Here is a 21,571-nt window from a genome sequence, read left to right as displayed (position 1 = left end):
ATCTTATTGATGGGTATGTTAATACGTACGTTCATGACTGGTGTTTCCCTGGCTTTAAAACACGATAAACAACCACAAACCGAAACCGTATCTTACAATAACCAGAACCGGTCAGGAATCAAGCCGTAAATTGCCGCGAAGCTACAGACCGGCACCGTGCCTGAAACTCCGTTCCTCCCGCCCGTATCCGCTAAGAAAACTATTGACGTAAGCCCTTGATAAATCTACATTGTCTAGGTTTAGCGGGGATCGTTCCCGTAACCGGTTCAGGATCGTTTCGCAAGGGAGGAACAGGGGTCTCGGAAAGGCGTGCAAGGCATGGTAAGCGAACATGTCCTCGTTCTGAACCAGAACTACGAGCCTTTGAGTGTATGTACGGCAAGACGGGCGGTCATTCTCGTTTTTCTGCGCAAGGCGGAGATCATTGACAAATATGCGGACCCGGTGCGGGGCGTATACTCGCTGTTCGACCGGCCAAGTATCGTCCGGCTCGTGAACTTCGTCCGCATACCCAGCAAGGGCATCATGCTGTCGCGCAAGAACATCCTCAAGCGCGACGGCCACCAGTGCCAGTACTGCAGCACGACGAGGGGCCCCCTTACCGTGGATCACGTCCTGCCCAGGTACCTTGGCGGTAGGGACAGCTGGGAGAATATGGTCTGCGCCTGCCAGCGGTGCAACAACAAGAAGGGGGACAGGCTGCCGGAAGAGGTGAATATGGCGCTGCGGCGCAAGCCCAAGGCGCCCACCAGGATACACTTTATTCGAGACTTCATTGGAATCCACCATCATTCCTGGCGGCCCTACTTGTTTCTGAAGAACGAACAACCGGAAGAATTGCTATGGCCTACCAGGTAAGGCTCGAACACTTCGAAGGACCGCTGGACCTCCTGCTGTTCCTGATCAGGGAACACGAGGTGGATATCTACGATATTCCCATCTCGCTGGTCACGCAGCAGTACCTTCAGTATCTCGAGTTGCTCAAATTGCTCGATCTCGAAGTCGGCAGCGAGTACCTGCTCATGGCGGCGACGCTCTTGCGCATCAAGTCGAAGATGCTCCTGCCCCGCAGGTCCGAAGAGGAGGAAGAGGAAGGCGCGGACCCGCGGGAAGAACTCGTGCAGCGCCTGCTGGAATACCGGCAGTTCAAGGAAGCGGCCGGCGTGCTGAACGAGCACCAGGACCGCAACGCCGACGTGTTCTACCATCCTCCCGCGGAGCACCCGGACGAGGACCTGAACGGCGTGGAAACGCTCGATACCCGGCTGGCGGGCAACCTGAATCTCTGGGACCTGCTGCAGGCCTTCAAGTTCACGCTGGACCGCGCAAAAGACGATTTCGACCGGACTGTGGAACGGGAGACCCTGTCGATCGAGGACCGGATGGACGATATCCTGGATCACCTGAAGCGACAGAAGAACCTGTTCTTCAGTGCACTCTTCCAGGAGGATCTCTCCCGGCCCTTCCTGATCATCACCTTCCTGGCCCTGCTGGAACTGATCCGGCAGAACCGGGTGGTTTTCGAGCAGACCGATACGCTGGGCGAGATCTGGCTGACCCTTTCCGGTTCGGTAAGTACCTCGTCATGAGGGAGCACGGGGCATGCAGAAGAAACTGATCATGGACGAGGCGCAGCTGGACGAATACCGCGCGATCACGGAAGCCGTGCTGTTCGCCAGCGACGCCCCGCTCAGCCTGACCGAACTCAGCCGCATTATGGACGACGTGGGCGAGGACCTGATTGGTGGGTGCATCGAAGCCCTGAACGAGAAGTACGCGCAGGGCGGCCACGGCTTCGAAATCCGGCACGTGGCCAACGGCTACCAGCTCAGCAGCAAGGTGGATTACGCGAAATGGATTCGCCGGCTCTACCGGGGCAGGATCCCGTCGCGGCTCACCCAGGCCGCCCTGGAATGCCTGTCGATCGTCGCGTACAAGCAGCCGATCAGCCGGTCCGAGGTGGAGGCCATCCGAGGGGTGAACGTCGACGGCGTGCTTCGGACGCTGCTGGATCGTAACCTCATACGCATCGCGGGCCGTGGAGAGGGCGTCGGCCGACCGATTCTCTATGCGACGACGGGCGATTTCCTCCGGTATTTCGGGCTCAACAAACTGTCGGACCTGCCCAAGCTGGACGAGTTGAACGAACTGTTGAAGGACCAGGATATCGAGTTGGACGAAGTGGAAGAACAGCTGGACCCATCGTTGTTCGCGCGGCCTAAACAGTCAGGCAGTCCGCCGGACGGAACGGATGAGAAAATAGTGTCCACCGATGAGACTGAATAGATACATGGCCCAGGCGGGCGTCGCCTCGCGGAGGCACAGCGAGGCGATGATCGCGGCCGGCCGGGTCAAACTGAACGGCGAGACGGTCGTTTCCCTGGCCACGCAGGTCCATCCCGATTCGGATATCGTGACGGTCGATGACCGGACGCTGGAGGTAACGGCGGACCGGAAATGTTACCTGCTCAACAAGCCGGCCGGATACCTGACCACGTTGAGCGATCCCTTCGGCCGGCCGACGGTGGCCTCGTTGATCCGGGACATCCCGGAACGCGTCTTTCCCGTCGGCAGGCTGGACCGGGACTCGGAGGGCCTGCTGCTCCTGACGAACGACGGCGCATTGGGAAACAAGCTGATGCATCCGCGTTTCCGTTGTGAAAAGGAGTATCACGTCCTCGTAAAGGGCGTGCCGCGGGAAGACACGCTGCAAAGGCTGAGAGAAGGCGTTGTGCTGGACGGCAGGACCACGGCGAAGGCCGGCGTGGAATCGATCCGGCGCACGGAGAGCGACACCTGGCTTTCGATCGTGTTGCACGAGGGTCGCAAGCGCCAGATCCGAAGAATGTGCGATATGGTGGGGCATCCCGTGATGCGGTTGATCAGGGTGCGACTGGGCGGACTGGCCGACGGCGGCCTTCCCGCCGGGAAATGGCGCACGCTGACCCACGGAGAAATCGAGGAACTTGAGCCGGTGAGCTCCATGGCCGGCTGAAGGACGTTTTTTGTTCGGGCGGACCGTTCCGGATGTGTCGGCGGTCCGTGTTTTTCATCCATCAAGGAGGAGTGACATGTCAGAGGACTCACCGAAGACCACCGAGGTCGAGGAGACCGAGGCGTCTTCTTCACCCGCCGAACTCGCGGAGGCGGCTAAAGAGGTATCCGCGGAACCACCCGCAACGGATTCGGAGCAGGACGGGCCGGCGGAGCCTTCCGCCGAGCCGGACACCGCCGTGGCGACGGAGACGGCCGTAGCAACGGAAACCGCCGAGGAGGCGGAAACCGCCAAGCCGGCCGCTGAAACGGAACCCGCTTCCCCGAAGCGTCCGTACCGGCTGCCCAAGTGGGTGGACGAGCAGGACCTGAATCAACAGGAACTCGAAGAATACGAACAGATGTTCCAGATGTATGACGAGACCCTGAAGGACATCGTGGAAGGCGAGATCGTTCCCGGCCAGGTCATCGCGATCGAGAACGGCGAAGTCATCATCGACGTCGGGTTCAAGTCGGAAGGCGCGATCTCTCTGTCCGAGTTCACGGACCCCGACGAACTCGAGATCGGCCAGGACATCGAGGTCTTCCTGGAGGATATCGAAGCCCAGGAAGGGCAGCTCGTTCTGTCCAAGCAAAAAGCCGATTTCATGAAGGTCTGGGACAAGATCAAGGACGCCCACGAGGAAGGCGCCGTGGTGGAGGGCCAGATCCTGAGGCGCATCAAGGGCGGTCTGGTGGTCGACCTGTTCGGCGTGGATGCCTTCCTGCCCGGTTCGCAGGTGGCGTTGAAGCAGACGCCGAACCTGGACCAGTTTATCGGAGAAAAACTTCCCTTCAAGATCATCAAGCTGAACAAGAGCCGCAGGAACATCGTGGTGTCCCGTCGCGTGGTGCTCGAGGTTGAGAAGGAGAAGCAGAAGCAGGCCATCATCGCCGAACTCGACCGCGGCCAGGTTCGTAAGGGCGTGGTCAAGAACATCACGGATTTCGGAGCTTTCGTGGATCTTGGCGGCATCGACGGACTGTTGCACATCACGGATATCTCCTGGGGACGCATCGGCCATCCTTCCGAACTGGTGACGATCGGCAGCGAGATTACCGTGGCCATCCTGGAATTCGACCGGGAACGCGAACGGATTTCGCTGGGTCTCAAGCAACTCGAGCCCTACCCCTGGGCGAACGTCGAGGAGAAATACCCCGTCGGTACGCGCATCACGGGGCGGGTCGTCAGCATCACCGATTACGGGGCCTTCGTGGAACTCGAACGGGGCGTCGAGGGACTGATCCACATCTCCGAAATGTCCTGGACCAAGCACGTGACCCACCCTTCGAAGATGGTGACGGTCAACGAGAACGTGGACGCCATGGTCCTCAAGGTGGATCAGCAGAATGAGAAGATCTCCCTGGGCATGAAGCAGACCCAGCCGGACCCGTGGCTGTCGCTCAACGAGCGGTACAACGTGGGCGCCATGGTTCGTGGACGCGTGCGTAACATCACCGCTTTCGGCGCCTTCGTGGAAATCGAGGAGGGCATTGACGGGCTGGTCCATATCTCCGACATGTCCTGGACGCGGCGGATCAAGCACCCCAGCGAGGTCGTCAGGAAGGGTGAAGAGATCGACGTGATGGTCCTCAACATCGATCCCGAAGCCCGGCGCGTATCCCTCGGCATCAAGCAGGTCTCCGAGGATCCGTGGATCTCGCTTGCCGAGGTCTATCCGGTGAACACCGAGACGACGGGGGTCATCATCCGGCTTCTCGAACGGGGCGTGGTCGTCGAGCTTTCACACGAAGTGGAGGGATTCGTCCCCATTTCGCAGCTCAATCATCCGGAGATCAAGCGGCCGGGCGATGCTTTCAAGGAAGGCGAGGAAATCCCGCTGAAGGTCATCGAATTCGACGGGAAGAACCGCCGGGTCGTGCTCAGCGTGAAGGCCTACTTCCGCGACAGGGAACGGGCTGAAATCGACGACTACCTGAGCAAGCACCCCGTGGCGGGTACCGTGATCGGCGATGTAGTGGCCGTTGAAGAAGAGGCTGGCAAAGACGAGGCCGCCAAGGCCGAGGACACCGCCAAGGCGGAGAAAGCCTCCAAGGCGGAGAAAACCGCCAAGGCAGAGGATGCTGCCGCGACTGGGGACGCCGCCGAGGTGGAGGAAACCGCCGAGGTAGAGGACGCCGCCGAGGAGGAGACCGCCGAGGCAGAGGAAACGGCAGAGACGGAAGAAACCGCCGAGGTGGAGGAAACGGCAGAGCCGGAAGAAACCGCCGAGGCCGAGGTCACCGCCAAAGCCGAGGACACCGGTAAAACCGGGGAAGCGGACGGATAAACACCCGTCCGTGACCAGCGGGACAGAGGTCTTTCGTGACTCAACCTGGCTTGGCCCCGGCGCATGATACGCCGACGGTAGCCTTGCATACGCTCGGCTGCCGTCTGAATCAATACGAGACCGAGGCCATTCGCGAGCAGTTCGTTTTGCGGGGCTTTCATGTCGTGCCCTTCAACGGACCCGCGGATGTCTACGTCGTCAATACCTGCACGGTGACCAACCAGGCCGATGCGTCTGCCCGGCAGGCGCTTCGCCGGGCCGTCCGGACCGTGCGGGCCATGCGGACCACCGGGCGCGGTCCGACGTCCATCGTCGTCGCCACGGGTTGTTACGCCCAGACGAATCCCGGCCAGCTCCTGGAAATCGAGGGCGTGGACCTCGTCCTCGGCAACGTGGAAAAGGGCGATCTCGTCGACCACGTGCTGACGATGCGCGCGGGTGACCCTCCCTCCTCCCGGGTGACCCGCAGGGCGGAGATGGCGCAATTCGACGAGCGTCTCGACGTCTCCGCCTTTGAAGACCGAACGCGGGCTACGCTGAAGATCCAGGACGGCTGCGATCAATTCTGCTCGTTCTGCATCATTCCCTGGGCCCGCGGCCGGCATCGAAGCCTGCCTCCAGACGCCGTGATGCGCCAGGTTCAGACCCTGGTGGACAGAGGTTACGCCGAGATCGTGCTCACCGGCGTGCATCTCGGAGAATACGGCACCGACCTGCCTACGCCCGTCACGCTCAACGACGTTGTTCGACAGATCCTGGAACGGACCACGCTGCCCCGCCTGAGGCTGAGTTCCATCTGGCCCACGGCGGTGGACGGGGAACTGATCGACCTGTTCGGGAACCACGCGCCGAGGCTCTGCCGATACACGCACCTGGCCGTGCAACACGGCGACGACCAACTGCTTGGGGCCATGCGCCGGACCTACACGGCCGGTCAGGCCGGGGAGGTGGTCGAACGGCTGGTCGACGCGGTGCCGGATATCTGTATCGGCGCCGACGTCATGGTCGGATTCCCGGGGGAAACCGACGCCTCCTTTCAACGCATGTACGACTGGCTGGACCGCCAGCCCTACGCGTATTTCCACGTGTTCTCCTATTCCAAAAGGGATCATACCCGCGCCGCCCGCATGCCGGACCAGGTGCCGCCTCCGACGGCACGGGAACGGAGCCAGTTGCTTCGAACGTTGAGCGATCGGAAATCAGCGGCCTATAACAGCCGATTCAGGGGCAGGAAGCTTCTCGTGCTGGTCGAGGAGGAATCGGATGAAGGAATGATGACCGGGCGGACGGACCACGGGCTGAGATGCTGGTTCGAGGGACGGGCGGAGCAGGTGAATACCTTCGTCGAAGTGGAAGTAGACGCGACCGACGCCCGGGGCGCGACCGGGCGGCTCTCCGTACCCGACGCCCGGGGCGCCGGAGCCAACGACACTGTACCCGCAATTGGGGGCGCGATCGGCCGGGTTCCCGTTGCAGACGCCACCCTTGAATTGGATTGACAGGCGGAGCATTCGCCCGTTATATTGCGGGCTGGAAAGTCTTGCGCCAGTAGCTCAGCTGGATAGAGCGACGGCCTCCGGAGCCGTAGGTCAGAGGTTCGAATCCTCTCTGGCGTATATCCCCCGGGTTCAGCCCTTCCCCCGGTCCAGATCTACTCGTCCCGGTCCAGTCCAGCTTATCCCCGGTTCAGTCCTTTTCCCCGGCCGGGCCGTCTTCCTCTTCTTCGGCAAGGTAGAGTTCGTTTTTCAGCAGGTACCGGACCGTGGACGCGTACCATCGGGTTTCCCGTGAAATCGACGCGGCGCGCTTGGTGGGGATCCCCATCCCGTTGAGTTCCTCGGCGATGCTGCGCAGGCTCCTGCCTTCGGTCCGCCAGTGCTTCACTTTCCGGATAATCTCCTGCTCCCTGGCGTTGGGCACCAACTGGTTGCCGGACAGGTCGTAACCGTAGGGGACTGCGCCATAGACGAACCGGTTGTTCTTCTTCAGCCGTATCCGGTTCCTCGTCCGCTCGGCCGGCAGGTCGTGGGCCATTCCGGCGAGCACGTTGAGCGTGCTCATGACCAGCTTGCCCGGTTCCTGGTCGGTGCGGACGGACCGGCCGTCGAGGTCAAGCACGTGGCACGCGATGTCTTCGCCGGACCAGGCCGCGAGGCAGCCCGACATTTCCGCCGCGGATCTGAACAGACGGTCGAGCCGCCAGATGACGACATGCTGGATGCCCTTCGATTCGATCGTATCGACCAGGTCCCGGCCGCCCAGACGCTCCTCGAGCGGGATGAACGCTTCGACACGGATATCGCGGATCACCAGCATGATGTCGAGGTTGTTTTCCGCGCAGTAGGCGCGTAGCCGTTTCTCCTGGTCCGCCCTTCGAAAGGGATGCTTCCGGGTCTCCATCGAACCGACCCTGATATAGCAAACCGCCTTGTTCATCCGGTGTCTCCTGGACGGTCTGGACCGTGCGTTTGACCTGTTCCTTCAGGACTAAACATATTTTGTGTCTTTTCGTGATCCAAGGACTTTTTTTCAGGCCGCCCGGAACGGGCCGGGAATCGACGTAAAACTTTTTGCTTGCTTGGTTTAATGTGCCCCCATATATTAGAGTGGTGCTGCAGAAGTGGGCGAAGTAGTGCCCGCTTTTTTTTGTGTGTTTTTCGTGCTGGAACTCGAAATTACGCGATGGAAACTGACCGCGATTCGATCGTCCGGATCGTCTCGTCGCTCGCCGGTCCGATCGTCGACGAAGCCGGGTTCGAACTGGTGGATCTGGAACTGGCGGGAAGGCAGGGAAGTTACGTCCTCAGGCTGTTGATCGACAAGCCGGGCGGCGTTACGATCAACGACTGTGCGCAGGTAAACCGCGAACTGTCCAGCCTGCTCGATCTGGAAGACCCCGTTCCGTCCCGCTATACGCTCGAAGTTTCCTCACCCGGTCTGGACCGGCCGTTCAAGACGGAAAGAGACTTCCGCAGGGCCCTGGGAAAGCGGATCAAGGTCGTATCCGCGGACGGGAACGGCGGATCGGTCACGCGGGTAGGCCTGCTCGAAGGCATCGAGGGCGGTACGGTAGAAATCGTCTGCGAGGGGGAGAAGCATCGCATACCCGTCGCAAGCATCCGGAAAGCCCACCGGGAACTGGAACATGGTTGGGACAATGGTTAGGAGAGGGAGCACCAGGTAATGAACTACGAGGTCATTGAGGCGCTGGCGCAGATCATACGAGAGAAAAACGTGGAGCGTGATGTGGTCTGGGATACGGTGAAGACCGGCCTGATCACGGCGGCCAAGAAGCGGTTCGGCACGGGCGACGACAACGTTCAGGTGCGGATCGACGAAAAGCTGGGGACGATCGAAATGGCGGCGGTCTGGGACGTCGTGGACGAGGTGGAGGATCCCGAGACGCAGGTCAGTCTAGAGACTGCGCAGGGGATCGACCCGGAGGCGGAACTGGGCGGAAGCGTCGAGCAGGCCCTGGCCTTCGATGAGTTCGGCCGCAACGCGATACAGGCGGTCAAGCAGGTCGTCGTGCAGCGCGTACGCGAGGCGGAGCGTGAAAACGTCTACGAGCTGTACAAGGACCGGGTCAACGAGATCGTAATCGGCAGCGTGCAGCAGGTGGACCGCGGCAATATCATCGTCAAGATCGAGCGCACCGAGGCGCTGCTGCCGTGGCGCGAGCAGATACGGCGGGAAAGGTACCGGCAGGGCGAGACCATCCGCGCCTTCATCCTCGACGTGCAGAACGCCATAAAGGGCCCGCAGGTCATTCTTTCGCGGAGCTGCGAGGCTTTCCTGGAACTGCTGTTCCGTATGGAGGTGCCGGAGATCCACGAGGGTATCGTGGAAATCAAGGCGTCCGCGCGGGAGCCGGGCGACCGGTCCAAGATCGCCGTCCTTTCACACGACGACCGGGTCGACGCCGTCGGCGCGTGCGTGGGCATGAAGGGCACGCGGGTACAGGCGGTCGTCCGCGAGCTCAACAACGAGCGGATCGACATCGTGCCGTGGAGCAACGATCCGTCGGCTTTCGTGACTCAGGCACTCCGTCCCGCCGAAGTGGCCCAGGTGCAGATCCTGGACATCGAGAAGAAGGACATGCGCGTGGTCGTCGAGGATGACCAACTCTCTCTGGCCATCGGAAAGGCGGGCCAGAACGCCCGGCTCGCGGTCAAGCTTACCGGATGGAACATCGACCTGATCAAGCGCTCCGATCTCGAGAAGCAGCTCATTTCCGAGACCTTCGGCGCGGACGACAGCGAAGGGGAAGAAGCCGGGTCGCTCGCCGATATCGACGGCATTTCCGAGAAGCTGCGCCAGAAGCTGGAAGACGCCGGCTACACGACGGTGGAGTCCCTGCAACAGGCCACCGCCGACGACCTGCAGGAAATTTCCGGGATCGGCGGCGTGACGGCCGATAAAATCATGACGGCGGTTCAGTGAAAAGCAGGGGAACTTCAGTGACGCAGCGAATTGATCAACCCTCCGTGACCGGACTCCTGGGCCTCGGCGTGCGCGCCGGCCAGGTAAGGGGAGGCGCGGAAGCCGTCAAGAAGTCCATTCACGGCGGGAAGTCCCGGCTCGTCATCCTGGCCGGGGATGCCTCCGAGGGGACGAAGCGTTCTTTCAGAAGACTGGCCGGTGCCCGGGGCGTACCCGTACTCGAATGTCATACCCGTTTGGAACTGGGCGCGTGCCTGGACCGTGCGCCCATGGCGGTGCTGTCCATTTCGGACCGGCACCTGGCGAGCGGAATGTTGAAGAAAGCGTCTCCGGAAGGAAACGATTAGACTTATGGCGTCAAAGAGAATCTACGAAGTAGCCAAGCAGTACAACATATCGAGCAACGCGCTCGTCCAGATGCTTCGTGATCTGAACCACACGGTCAAGAGCCATATGAGCGTCATGGACGAGAAGATGGTCCTCGACGTCAACATGCGGTTCGAGCAGGAAAAACTGGCGGCCCGGGAGGAACAGGACCGCAAGAGGAAGATGGCCGCGTCGGAGACTAAACCCAAGCCGAAGGCCGTGAAGGAGGGTCCGGGCCGGGCCCGGCCGAAGGCCGAAGCGGGAAAACCGGCCAGGAAGGACGGAGCCTCCACCACCCGGGTGGAAAAGGGTGATGGGGACGTACGCGGGCGCCGCCGCCGATCCAAGAAGAAAAAGAAGGCGAAGGTCGACCAGAAGGAAGTGGAAGCCAGCGTGCGCCGGACCATCGCGCAGATGGACAGCACCCGCACGCGCCGCCGCCGGCGCCGGGGCGACCGGGAAGAGGGGGAAGCCGACGACGAGGCCTTGAGCGTCATACGGGTACCCGAGTTCATTTCGGCCGGTGAGCTGGCCGAGCATCTTTCCGTCACCCCGACGGAAATCGTCTCGAAATGCCTGCAACTCGGACTCATGATCACGATCAACCAGCGGCTGGACATGGATACCCTGATGACCGTCGCGTCCGAGTTCGGTTTCGAGATCGAAGAGCAGTCCGAGTACGGCCTCGAATATATCGAAGAAGAAGAAGAGGAGGACGAGGGCGTCCTCGTGTCCCGTCCCCCGGTCGTCACCATCATGGGACATGTGGACCACGGAAAGACCTCCCTCCTCGACTATATCCGCAAGAGCAACGTGATCGCCGGCGAGGCCGGGGGCATCACGCAGCATATCGGCGCCTACGAAGTCGACCTGGAAAGCGGGCAGATCACTTTCCTGGATACACCGGGTCACGAGGCCTTCTCCGCCATGCGCGCCCGGGGCACGCAGGTGACCGACATCGTCATCCTTGTGGTCGCGGCGGACGAGGAAGTCATGCCGCAGACCATCGAGGCCATCGACCACGCCAAGGCCGCCGAAGTCCCCATCATCATCGCGCTGAACAAGATGGATCTCGAAACGGCCCGTCCCGACCGCATCAAGGAACAACTGAGCCAGCGCGGTCTTCTCGTGGAAGACTGGGGCGGCGACGTCATTGCCTGCGAAGTGTCGGCCCTGACCGGAGCGGGCGTGGACCACATCCTGGAAATGGTGCTGCTGCAGTCGGAGATGCTGGACTTGAAAGCGAACCCCGACAGGCGGGCGCAGGGCGTGGTCGTGGAGGCGGAACTGGACCGCGGCCGCGGAACGCTCGCCACCGTCCTCATCCAGCAGGGCACGCTGCGCGTCGGCGACGCTTTCGTGGCGGGCCAGTTCAGCGGCCGGGTCAGGGCGCTGCTCAACGAAAGAGGCGCGCGGATCGGGGACGCGGGACCGTCGGTACCCGTTCAGATCATGGGATTCTCGGGCATGCCCCAGGTCGGCGACTCCTTCGCCGTCGTGGAATCGGAATCGCTGGCGAGAGAAATCGGCAACCGGCGCCGGCAGATGCGCAGGGAGCACGAGTTCCGCCAGGCCAGGCCGATCACCCTGGAAGACATATACGACCAGATCAAGGAAGGCGAGATCCAGGAACTGCCCGTCATCGTCAAGGGCGACGTGGGCGGTTCCGTGGAAGCGTTGAGCGATTCGCTGCTGCGCCTCGAGAACGACGAGGTCAAGATACGGATCATCCACACCGGCATCGGGGCCATCAACGAATCCGACGTCCTGCTCGCCACGGCGTCCAACGCCATCATCATCGGATTTCACGTACGGCCCAACGCCCAGGCGAGGGCGCTGGCCGAGCGGGAGAAAGTCGACATACGCCTGTACGACATCATCTATCGTGTCATCCAGGACGTCACGGACGCCCTGGAAGGCATGTTGAAACCGGATATCGAAGAACAGGTCGTGGGCGTAGTGGAAGTGAGAGAGATTTTCAGGGCGCCGCGCGTGGGAACGATCGCGGGCTGCTACGTCCAGTCCGGCAACGTGACCCGAAACGCCAACATCCGGCTCATTCGCGACGGAATCGTCGTCTACGAGAGTACGGTCGGATCGCTGCGCCGGTTCAAGGAGGACGTTCGCGAAGTTCAATCCGGATTCGAATGCGGGCTGACCGTCGACGGGTTCCAGGACATCAAGCAGGACGATACCATCGAGGTTTACGAGACCCGGGAAGTCGCCCGGCAACTGCAGACGCGTTGATTGAATCATGATCGTAGGGCTGTGCCGAATCGACCTGTTTCTGCCCGAGAGCCGCTCGCTGAAGGCCAAGAGGCAGGTGATCAAGGGGCTGAAGGACCGGATCCGAAATCGATTCAACGTGTCGGTCGCCGAGGTGGAGCACCAGTCGCTCTGGCAGCGGGCCACCCTGGGACTCGCGATGGTTTCAGAAGAGAAAGGTTACGTCGACCGGACGCTGCGGCAGGTGCTGAATCTGGTCCAGGCGGAACCCAGGCTGCTGGTACTGGATCACACATTCGAGTGGTACTAGGGGCCCAGGAGCGGTAAATGGCACACCGTCGAACGGCACGGGTGGCTGACCTGGTCAAACAGGAAGTCAGCCAGATCATTCAGCACGAGATGAAGGACCCCCGAATCGGATTCGTGACGGTGACCTCCGTGGACGTTTCGGTCGACCTTAGGCACGCGCGGGTCTATTTCAGCGTGCTCGGTACGCAGGAGGATCAGAAAGCGAGTCTGGAGGGACTCGAACGGGCGAAGGGGTATATACGGACGCAGCTCGGCCGGAGGATCAAGCTGAGGCACATTCCGGAACTGCTCTTCCGGTACGACGAGTCGTTCGACTACGCACAGCGTATTTCCAATGTCATGAGGAGCATAGAAACCACGGACAACGAATCCGGTAGCCAGGCGGACCAAGTAAAGGCGGACCATGTGCCGGCGGACCGGATACAGGCGGACCAGGGAGACGACGAAGGCCGATGAAGGTCCTTCGCTCCGTTGAGGAAGCCGCAACCCGCTATCCCCGGGCCGTAATCGCCGTCGGCAACTTCGACGGGGTCCACCTGGGGCACGGCGTAATCATCGAGCGGGCGATAGACCGGTCGGAAGCCCTGCGCGCTCCCTGCATGGTCGTGACCTTCGATCCACATCCGCAACTGGTCGTCGGCAGAAAACCGTCACTGCCGATTCTGACGCCGACGGACCGGAAACTGGAGCTTTTGTCGCAATTCGAAATCGATACCGTGCTCGTCATCCCCTTTACGGACGCGTTTGCCCGGATCGAGGCGGAATCCTACGTTAAAGCGTCGTATGTAGACACACTGGATATACGGGAGATCGTCGTAGGCTACAGCCACAATTTCGGAAGACACGGACGGGGAGACCGGTTGCTGCTGGACCGGCTGAGCGCGCGATACGGTTTTGCGGTCCATGTCGTACAACCGATTCAGGTGGAGGGGAGCCCGGTAAACAGCAGCCGGATCCGAGCTGTCCTGTCAGAAGGAGAAATCCACGACGCCGAGCGACTGCTCGGCCATCCCTACTCGATCACCGGCACCGTGATCCGCGGGGACGGACGAGGGAGCGCCTTGCGGTTTCCCACCGCAAACCTGGAACCGCACGATCCCGACACCCTGATCCCCAGGCGGGGGGTATACGCGGTTCGCGTGGGCCTGGGAGAGAGGGTGCTCAACGGCGTGATGAACATCGGCGTCCGGCCCACTTTCGGCCAGGAGGTCGAACACTGCGAGGTGCACATCCTGGATTTCGAAGGGGACCTTTACAACCAGTCCATCCGGGTGGAATTCGTCGAGCGTATCCGGGACGAGAAGAGGTTCGAGACCGTCGAAGCGCTCAAAGACCAGATTTCAAAGGACGTATATACGACGTACAACATGTTGAAAGCGTGATCGAAACGGGCGGCGCCCGTGGCGCCCCCGGGCCACCAGGGAACCGGTCACAGTCAATCCATTCAAGGAGATCGTTAGTGAGCATTGAGAAAGAACAGAAAGAGCAGATCCTTGCCGATCACGGACGTCACGAGAAGGATACGGGATCGCCCGAGGCGCAAATCGCCCTCATGACCGCCCGGATCACCGAGCTGACGGAGCATTTCAAAGTCCACAAGAAAGACCACCATTCGTTGCGCGGCCTGCTCAAGATCGTTGGCCGCCGGCGCCGGCTGCTTTCCTACCTGCGCAAGAATGACCTGGATCGGTATCGAAAACTGATCAAGGATCTGGGTATCCGCGGATAGACGGACAGGACCCGATGAAGTAAGATTTACTGATGAAGTATGTTCCATTGATGATGTACGACCCACTGGTGGCGGCACAGACCGCCATCTGTCGACGATTTAAGGAGAAGACCAAGTATTATGGCTCATCGTGTAGAACTTGAACTGGCTGGCAGGACGCTGTCCCTCGAAACCGGTAAGGTCGCCAAGCAGGCGGATTCATCCGTATGGGTGCAGTATGGCGAGAGTGTGATTCTGGCCAACGTCGTTTCAGAAAGCAAGTACGTGGAAGGGCGCGACTACCTTCCGTTGATGGTAGACTACCGCGAGCGGATGTACGCGGCGGGACGCATTCCCGGCGCCCGGCTTCGCAGAGAAGGACCTCCTTCGGAGAAAGAGATCCTGAGCGGTCGGCAGGTCGATCATGCCATCCGTCCCCTATTCCCCAAGGACTACTTCTACGAGACGCAGGTTTCCATTATCGTGCTGTCGACGGACATGGAAAACGACCACGACATCCTGGGCGTCATCGGCGCTGCCGCGGCCCTGCATATCTCGGACATTCCCGTCAAGGCGCCGCTGGCCGCCATCCGCATGGGACGGGTCGAGGGCGAATTCGTCGTCAATCCGACCTACAGCGACCTGGAGGACAGCGACCTGGATTTCGTGGTGACCGGCACGCCGGACCACATCATGTCGCTGGAAGGCAGCGCCCACGAGATCTCGGAAGACGACCTGACCGATGCGATCCTGCTCTGCCACGAGAACATCAAGGCGGTTATCGAGAAGATCGAGGAGCTTCGCCAGATGGTCGGCGCGCCGGAGCGGCGGTCGTACGATTCGCCCAAGACGGATGCCGAGCTCGCCGACAAGGTGCGCGAGATCGCCCTTCCCCTCGTGCAAGAGGGCAACCGGACCCGGGAGAAGAAGGCGCGCGGAGACTGTTTCGGCCGCGCGGCCGACCTGGCCGTCGAAGAGCTGGCGGAAGCCTATCCGGACAGCGAGAACATCATTCGCGACCTGGTGCGGGACGTGCAGAGCGCCGACATGCATGACATGATCAAGAACGAAGGCGTGCGCGTCGACGGCCGGGGCATGGACGATATCCGGCCCATCTGGTCGGAAGTCGGCGTGCTGCCGAGGACCCACGGATCGGCGCTCTTTACCCGTGGCGAAACGCAGAGCCTGACCGTGACGACCCTGGGATCCAAGATGGACGAGATGAAGCAGGACGATCTCGAAGGCGATTCGCTGAAGTCCTTCATGCTGCACTATAATTTCCCGCCGTACAGCGTCGGGGAAGTGCGCATGGCCCGGGGACCCCGGCCGCGCGACATCGGCCACGGTTCGCTGGCGGAACACGCCATCGCACCCGTGATCCCGTCGGAGGACGCGTTCCCCTATACCATCCGCATCGTCTCCGAAATCCTGGAATCCAACAGTTCGTCGTCCATGGCCACCGTCTGCGGCGCGACCCTGTCCCTGATGGACGCGGGCGTACCCATCAAGAGCCCCGTCGCCGGGGTGAACATCGGCCTGATCCCGGACGACCCCAAGCCCCAGTACCTGACCGACATCCAGGGCGTGGAGGACCACCTCGGCGGCATGGATTTCAAGGTGGCCGGCACGCGCGAGGGTATCACTTCCGTGCAGCTCGACGTCAAGGTCATGGCGGTCGACGAGGAGATTCTCCGCGAGTCCTTCGCCCGGGCCAAGACGGCGCGGATATTCATCCTGGACAAGATGGCCGAGACCATCGCCGAGACGCGGACGCAACTCTCCGATTACGCCCCCCGCATCCTGACCGTACAGGTCAAGCAGGATCAGATCGGTTCCGTGATCGGTCCGGGAGGCAAGGTGGTGCGCGGCATCCAGGAGGAGACAGGCGCCCAGATCAACATCGAGAACGACGGGACGATCACGATCGCCGCCGTCGACGCGGCTGCCGGCGAGAAGGCCAAGCAGATCATCGAAAGCATGACGGAGGAGCCCGAGATCGGCAAGGTCTACCAGGGCACCGTCAAGCGGATCGTGGATTTCGGCGCCTTTGTGGAGATCCTTCCCGGCAAGGACGGCCTGGTGCACATTTCCGAATGGGAGAACCACCGGACGAATTCCATGCGGGACGTGACCAACGAAGGCGACGAGGTGACCGTGAAGATCATCAATATCGATGATCAGGGCAAAGTCAAGCTGAGCCGGAAGCAGGTGCTCGCCGCGAACTGACCGGAGCGAACGAAGCTAACCGCCAGTATGATCCGAACATCGCCGCCGTGGGAATCGTCCCTTCCGGGCGCCATGGCGGCGGTCTTACCTGTACGATCCTCCCTTGCCTGAATCCACCGACCGTACCAGAAAAACCGTGCTTCCCAACGGCATCCGGGTGGTTACGGAGCACATGCCGCACGTCCGTTCCGTGACGATGGGCGTCTGGGTGTGGTCCGGCACGCGGTTCGAACCCGCGGAGAAGCCCGGAATCGCCCACTTTCTCGAACACGCCGTGTTCAAGGGCACCGAGAAGCGCAGCGCGTTCCAGATCGCCCAGAGCATCGAAAGCCTCGGCGGATACCTCAACGCCTTTACCGGCCGGGAACTCAACTGCTACTTCGCCCGGGTGATGGACAGCCACCTGCCCGTCGCCGTGGACGTGATCGGCGACCTGCTGCAGTCCTCGAAGTTCGACCCCCATGAGATCGAGAAGGAAAAGATGGTGGTCATCGAGGAGATACACGGCCTCGAAGACAACCCGGAAGACCTGGTCAGCGAGCTTTACGCCAACCTGATCTGGCAGCCCCATCCCCTGAGCCGGCCGATCCTGGGCAACGCGCCGTCCGTCACGTCCTTCACGCGAAACCACCTCGTTGCGTACCTTGCAGCCCGTTACCGGAACGACTGTACATACGTCATCGCGGCGGGCAGCGTGGACCACGAGGCCCTGGTCGATCTCGTGCGGGAACAGTACGATTTCTCCGGGGAGAGGCAGCATGCGGGTACGGATGTCGACGCGGACGTCGACGCCGCGGACGTGGGTCTCGATGCGACGCGACGCAGTAAGCGGCACAAGAAGCGGGTGCTGAACAAGGACATCGCCCAGGTACACCTCTGCCTGGGGGGCGTCGCCCTGCCGTACGGCCATCCGTCGAAGTACGCCCTGTTCCTGCTGAACGCCCTGCTGGGTGGCGGGATGACCTCGCGCCTTTTTCAGAAGATCCGCGAAGAGGCCGGGTTGGCCTATTCGATCTACTCGGACCTGGATTTCTACCGGGATACCGGCCAGATCTGCATCAGCGCCGGCGTGGACCCGAAGGACGCGCAACGTACGGTCGACCTGATCCGGCAGGAGTGCCGGGTGCTGTGCGAGCAACCCGTGCCGGAGGAAGAGCTCCGGGATACGCGGTCCCAGCTGACCGGCAGCCTGTACCTGTCGCTGGAGGAGTCCGGCAGCGTGATGAACCGGCTTGCGAGGGCGGAAATCTACGAGAACACCTGTACCAGCGTGGACGAGATCGTAAGGAAGCTGGATGAAGTGACCACGTCAGATATCGCCGAACTGGCCGAGACCATTTTCTCGCCGGAAAACACGTACCTGACGGCCGTCGGTCCCCTGTCGGAAAGCGAAATCGCCCTGTGAGCGTCCCATGAGCACGCCCGTCGTCATACCCATCGCCTCGACCCGGCCGGACAGAGTGCATCCGGCGCCGCGAAGGATGACGCCCGGATCCGCGGGGCTCGACCTGTACGCCTGTGTCGACGAGCCGGTGGAAATCGCGCCGAAACAGCTCGAACTGATCGGGACGGGATACGCCATCGCACTGCCCCCGGGATACGAAGGGCAGGTACGCCCCCGGAGCGGCCTGGCGCTCAATCACAAGATCGGGGTGCTGAACAGCCCGGGCACGATCGATTCGGACTACCGCGGAGAGATCAAGGTGATTCTCTTCAATTTCGGTGATCTGCCGTACAGCGTAAGCGACCGGGAAAGAATCGCCCAGCTCGTCATCGCCACCGTACCATTCGTCGTCTTCGAAGAGGTCGACCGCCTCGATGAAACCGGTCGCGGCGCAGGCGGATACGGCCACACGGGAAGATAACCATGATCCTGAAAATGATCCTGACGACCCTGGCCATACTGCTGGTGACCAACGTGTACAGCGGCATCCAGGTCGATTCGGTAACCACCGCAATCATCGCGGCCGTCGTCCTGGCCCTCATCAATACGATCGTGCGGCCCGTCATCGTCCTCCTGACCCTGCCCATCAGCATGCTCACGCTGGGTCTCTTTCTCCTCGTCATCAACGCGGCCATGCTGTACGTGGCCGCCTGGCTCGTCAACGGGTTCGACGTGGGCGGCTACTGGGACGCCCTGATCGCGTCGCTTATCATTTCGGTCGTCGTGGCCCTGCTGAACGGGCTGATCAAGAGCAAGAGCTGACAATCACGGGCTCTCGACAAAGCCCTGCCGGCTCAGGAAGTCCAGCATCACCGCCGCGCACTCCTCCGGTTTCTCGAGCTGCAGAAAGTGTGTCGTTCCGGGCACGAACTCATAGTCGACGCCTGCGGCGGCGCTGTAGTCAAACTTCGGACGGTTCGGATCCAGGGCGGGGTCCGATCCGACGATCCGGATGGGACACCGCAGGGAGGCGAAGTCCACAGACACCGCAGGTTGAGAGGCTTCATACCAGATCTGCGCTTCGTACTCGCGCGGGCATCGGAGCTCGTAACCCTGTCCCGTCCCTGACGCCCTGAGGGTCGTCCTGGCAACGAGATCGAAAACACCCGGCACAGCGTGCTGGAAGTAATGCAGGTTGGCATGTAGCTCGGCGAGTTCTTCCCGGGCCCGAAACCACGGCTCCCTCACGCTGAGCATGTTTCCCGTTCGCACCGCCCGCTGCTCGAACTCCCCGTATCTCGGGCCCTTGTTGCACAGCGGCGGCGTGAACAGCACCATTGCGGAGTAGTGGCTGCCTCTCGATGGCAGGTGCATGGCGGCCAGGGCAGAAATGGAGTGGAAGACGCCCACCGTGGGTTTCACGCCGTAAAGCCGTTCGATCGCAACGAAGACGCTGTCGTGGTCGCGGGAAAAAGCATCGAAACGATGGTTCTCCAGGGCTCCGACTTCGTTCCATCCGTGGTTCCTGAGATCATAGACCACGAGGTCGAAACCGGCGGCCAGTAGTGACCAGAACGGGTAGTAGAGGTCTATTGCGAGGCCATTTCCGTGACTCAGGACAAGCCGGGGGCCTGCTGGATTCCCGTGGCGTCTCAGGACGATGACGGCGTCGTCGTCCACCTTGACGCGGTCAGTGGACAGCGGCTCGGGTATCTCCCAGATTGCCGGGGGTACGGTCAAAACAGCTTCCTTTAACAGTGGATCTCGATTCGGACCTCCTGGTCCCATTCCCCTACGAGACAATATATCCCCATTCCAGCAGGGTTACAATATGACACTGTCCTTGACAGCAGATTCATCGGCTTTTATCAATAGGCTTCCAAGTTGGCCTGGTCCGATGATCAGGTCGCCGCACGCGCGGCTCGAGTCAGCGGTGCGAGCTCGACAGAATCAAAGGACGTAGAGAGAACAGAATGATCCAGATCAAAGAAATCGACCTTCGCATCCAGAACATGCGCACGCGCATGCCCTTCAAATTCGGTATATCGACCATGACGGCCGTGCCGCACCTGGTACTCGGCATGGAACTCGAAGTAGACGGCCGGACCGGAAAGGGATACGCCGCCGACCATCTTCCCCCGAAATGGTTCACAAAGAATCCAGAGACGTCCCTCGAGGAAGAAGTGGGGGACATGATCGCCGTCATCCGGCACGCCAGCGACGCCGCGCTGACCATCGGCCCTGCGTCCGATCCGTTCGCCATATGGCGGAAGCTGTACGAGGCACAGAAGTCCTGGGGCACCGAACGCGGCTTCGCGCCCCTCCTGTGGGGCCTGGGCACCAGCATGGTGGAAAGGGCCATGATAGAGGCTTTCTGCCGCCTGCAGGGTACGGATTTCGGCCAGGCGATGCGCGCAAACGCCTTTGGCCTCCGATTGGACGCTTTCAACCCGAATCTGAAGGGCCTGGAACCGGCCGATGTGCTGCCCGACGCCCCGATCACTGTCACGAACGTGCGCCATACCGTGGGGCTGGGAGACCCGCTGACCCGGCCGGACATTCCGGCAGAGGAGCTGTGCAATGATGGGCTGCCCCAGTCGCTGGACGATGTCATCGATACCTATGGCATTTCCTACTTCAAGATCAAGCTGTTCGGCGATGAAGCACGGGATTTCAGCCGCCTGAAGCAGACGGCAGCGATCATCGGCGAGCGCCTGGACCGTTACGCATTTACTCTCGACGGCAATGAGAACTACGGCGACATGGAATCGTTCCGGTCATTCTGGGAAGCACTGCGGGCGGACCGCGATCTGACCGGGTTTCTGAAGCGTCTGATCTGCATCGAACAGCCCCTGCACCGCAATATCGCGCTGGATGACGAGGTCAGAAGGCACTTCCGGACCTGGCCGGACCGTCCCCCATTCATCATCGACGAATCCGACGGCGACATAGGCGACGTGGCAAAGGCTGTGGAGATCGGTTACGCGGGAACGAGTTACAAGAACTGTAAAGGCGTGTTCAAAGGCCTTTCCAACGCGGCTTATCTGAAGTACCGGTCGAATCGGCAACCAGAGCATAAATACGTGTTGACGAGCGAAGACCTCTCCAACATCGCACCGATCGCCCTGATGCAGGATCTAGCGGTGTTGGCCACATTAGGGGTTGACCACAGCGAGCGAAACAGCCACCATTATTTCAAAGGGATATCGGTCTGGCCCGATGACATACAGGAAAAGGTGGTGAAATGCCATCCGGATCTGTTCGACCTGCATACGGACGGCTTTCCGCGCATGCGTATCCGCCAGGGCCGGATCGACATGGAGAGCGTTACGACGAGTCCCTTCGGGGTCGGGTTTGAATTCGAAGACTCATTCAGTGTGCAACTTACCCCGCTGGATGAATGGAGTTATGCTTCCCTGGAAGTTGAATAATCATTTTGGATGCGTTCGGGAATGTTCCGTTACGGTCTGTGAACGACGTTATATCGTTGGGAGCCACAAACCCAGAGAATGTGTCCATACTGTTGTACAATTAGGAATGGGTTTGTACAATATTGATTGGACGATGTACAAATTATAAACTTAT

At 61.1% G+C, this 21,571-nt stretch carries 20 protein-coding genes, 1 tRNA gene and 1 pseudogene; 20 read left to right on the top strand and 2 right to left on the bottom strand.

The window, feature by feature from the left end; translation table 11 throughout:
* Positions 1-318: 318 nt before the first annotated feature.
* From F4Z81_14825 to F4Z81_14795, 7 genes and pseudogenes are all read left to right on the top strand, one after another.
* Positions 319-858 (top strand): HNH endonuclease, encoded by a 540-nt coding sequence (locus F4Z81_14825; protein MXW06319.1) that lies wholly within the window; start codon positions 319-321, stop codon positions 856-858.
* Positions 843-1,589, top strand: coding sequence for a segregation/condensation protein A (locus F4Z81_14820; GenBank protein ID MXW06318.1), 747 nt, complete (start codon positions 843-845; stop codon positions 1,587-1,589). Before F4Z81_14825 ends, F4Z81_14820 begins: the two co-directional genes overlap by 16 nt.
* A gap of 46 nt (positions 1,590-1,635) precedes the next feature.
* On the top strand, positions 1,636-2,286 hold the full coding sequence (gene scpB / locus F4Z81_14815) for an SMC-Scp complex subunit ScpB (GenBank protein ID MXW06317.1): 651 nt from the start codon (positions 1,636-1,638) through the stop codon (positions 2,284-2,286).
* Positions 2,273-2,995 (top strand): rRNA pseudouridine synthase, encoded by a 723-nt coding sequence (locus F4Z81_14810; protein ID MXW06316.1) that lies wholly within the window; start codon positions 2,273-2,275, stop codon positions 2,993-2,995. Before scpB ends, F4Z81_14810 begins: the two co-directional genes overlap by 14 nt.
* Positions 2,996-3,233: 238 nt before the next feature.
* Positions 3,234-4,931, top strand: a pseudogene (locus F4Z81_14805) (30S ribosomal protein S1).
* A 428-nt stretch (positions 4,932-5,359) separates the two neighbouring features.
* Positions 5,360-6,823 carry a tRNA (N(6)-L-threonylcarbamoyladenosine(37)-C(2))-methylthiotransferase MtaB gene (gene mtaB, locus F4Z81_14800; GenBank protein ID MXW06315.1) on the top strand — a complete coding sequence of 488 codons (1,464 nt, stop codon included), beginning with the start codon at positions 5,360-5,362 and terminating at the stop codon, positions 6,821-6,823.
* 43 nt (positions 6,824-6,866) lie between these two features.
* Positions 6,867-6,940 (top strand) — tRNA-Arg (locus tag F4Z81_14795).
* A 70-nt stretch (positions 6,941-7,010) separates the two neighbouring features.
* Here F4Z81_14795 and F4Z81_14790 read toward each other — a convergent pair.
* Complete coding sequence (locus F4Z81_14790) at positions 7,011-7,760, bottom strand: recombinase family protein (GenBank protein ID MXW06314.1); 750 nt, start codon at positions 7,758-7,760, stop codon at positions 7,011-7,013.
* 246 nt (positions 7,761-8,006) lie between these two features.
* Here F4Z81_14790 and F4Z81_14785 point away from each other — a divergent pair, with 246 nt between their 5' ends.
* From F4Z81_14785 to F4Z81_14730, 12 genes are all read left to right on the top strand, one after another.
* A complete protein-coding gene (locus F4Z81_14785) occupies positions 8,007-8,489 on the top strand; it encodes a ribosome maturation factor RimP (GenBank protein MXW06313.1) in 483 nt (160 codons plus the stop codon).
* Between the two features lie 18 nt (positions 8,490-8,507).
* Positions 8,508-9,767: a transcription termination factor NusA gene (gene nusA, locus F4Z81_14780; protein MXW06312.1), complete on the top strand. Its 1,260-nt coding sequence runs from the start codon at positions 8,508-8,510 to the stop codon at positions 9,765-9,767.
* Positions 9,764-10,114: a 50S ribosomal protein L7 gene (locus F4Z81_14775; GenBank protein MXW06311.1), complete on the top strand. Its 351-nt coding sequence runs from the start codon at positions 9,764-9,766 to the stop codon at positions 10,112-10,114. Before nusA ends, F4Z81_14775 begins: the two co-directional genes overlap by 4 nt.
* A 4-nt stretch (positions 10,115-10,118) precedes the next feature.
* Entirely contained in the window at positions 10,119-12,380 is a 2,262-nt protein-coding gene (gene infB, locus F4Z81_14770; GenBank protein MXW06310.1) for a translation initiation factor IF-2, read from the top strand.
* 7 nt (positions 12,381-12,387) lie between these two features.
* Positions 12,388-12,669: a DUF503 domain-containing protein gene (locus tag F4Z81_14765; GenBank protein MXW06309.1), complete on the top strand. Its 282-nt coding sequence runs from the start codon at positions 12,388-12,390 to the stop codon at positions 12,667-12,669.
* A gap of 17 nt (positions 12,670-12,686) precedes the next feature.
* Positions 12,687-13,124, top strand: coding sequence for a 30S ribosome-binding factor RbfA (gene rbfA / locus F4Z81_14760; protein ID MXW06308.1), 438 nt, complete (start codon positions 12,687-12,689; stop codon positions 13,122-13,124).
* The gene (locus F4Z81_14755) at positions 13,121-14,050 is read left to right on the top strand and encodes a bifunctional riboflavin kinase/FAD synthetase (protein MXW06307.1); all 930 of its coding nucleotides are present in this window, start codon (positions 13,121-13,123) and stop codon (positions 14,048-14,050) included. The genes rbfA and F4Z81_14755 overlap by 4 nt, the downstream gene beginning before the upstream one ends.
* Positions 14,051-14,127: 77 nt before the next feature.
* Complete coding sequence (gene rpsO, locus F4Z81_14750; GenBank protein ID MXW06306.1) at positions 14,128-14,397, top strand: 30S ribosomal protein S15; 270 nt, start codon at positions 14,128-14,130, stop codon at positions 14,395-14,397.
* Between the two features lie 120 nt (positions 14,398-14,517).
* Entirely contained in the window at positions 14,518-16,602 is a 2,085-nt protein-coding gene (gene pnp, locus F4Z81_14745) for a polyribonucleotide nucleotidyltransferase (protein MXW06305.1), read from the top strand.
* A gap of 103 nt (positions 16,603-16,705) precedes the next feature.
* On the top strand, positions 16,706-18,007 hold the full coding sequence (locus F4Z81_14740) for an insulinase family protein (protein ID MXW06304.1): 1,302 nt from the start codon (positions 16,706-16,708) through the stop codon (positions 18,005-18,007).
* A gap of 7 nt (positions 18,008-18,014) precedes the next feature.
* Complete coding sequence (locus F4Z81_14735) at positions 18,015-18,467, top strand: dUTP diphosphatase (GenBank protein ID MXW06303.1); 453 nt, start codon at positions 18,015-18,017, stop codon at positions 18,465-18,467.
* Positions 18,464-18,808, top strand: coding sequence for a phage holin family protein (locus tag F4Z81_14730; GenBank protein ID MXW06302.1), 345 nt, complete (start codon positions 18,464-18,466; stop codon positions 18,806-18,808). The genes F4Z81_14735 and F4Z81_14730 overlap by 4 nt, the downstream gene beginning before the upstream one ends.
* 3 nt (positions 18,809-18,811) lie before the next feature.
* Here the strand turns inward: F4Z81_14730 and F4Z81_14725 are convergent, their stop codons facing one another.
* On the bottom strand, positions 18,812-19,789 hold the full coding sequence (locus tag F4Z81_14725) for an alpha/beta hydrolase (GenBank protein MXW06301.1): 978 nt from the start codon (positions 19,787-19,789) through the stop codon (positions 18,812-18,814).
* Between the two features lie 170 nt (positions 19,790-19,959).
* On the opposite strand from F4Z81_14725, the gene F4Z81_14720 reads away from it, so the two are divergent.
* Complete coding sequence (locus tag F4Z81_14720) at positions 19,960-21,417, top strand: hypothetical protein (GenBank protein ID MXW06300.1); 1,458 nt, start codon at positions 19,960-19,962, stop codon at positions 21,415-21,417.
* Positions 21,418-21,571 lie beyond the last annotated feature (154 nt).

The sequence above is a fragment of the Gemmatimonadota bacterium genome, assembly GCA_009835325.1.
Taxonomy (GTDB): domain Bacteria; phylum JAAXHH01; class JAAXHH01; order JAAXHH01; family JAAXHH01; genus JAAXHH01.
This window is presented reverse-complemented; position numbering and strand designations above follow the sequence as displayed.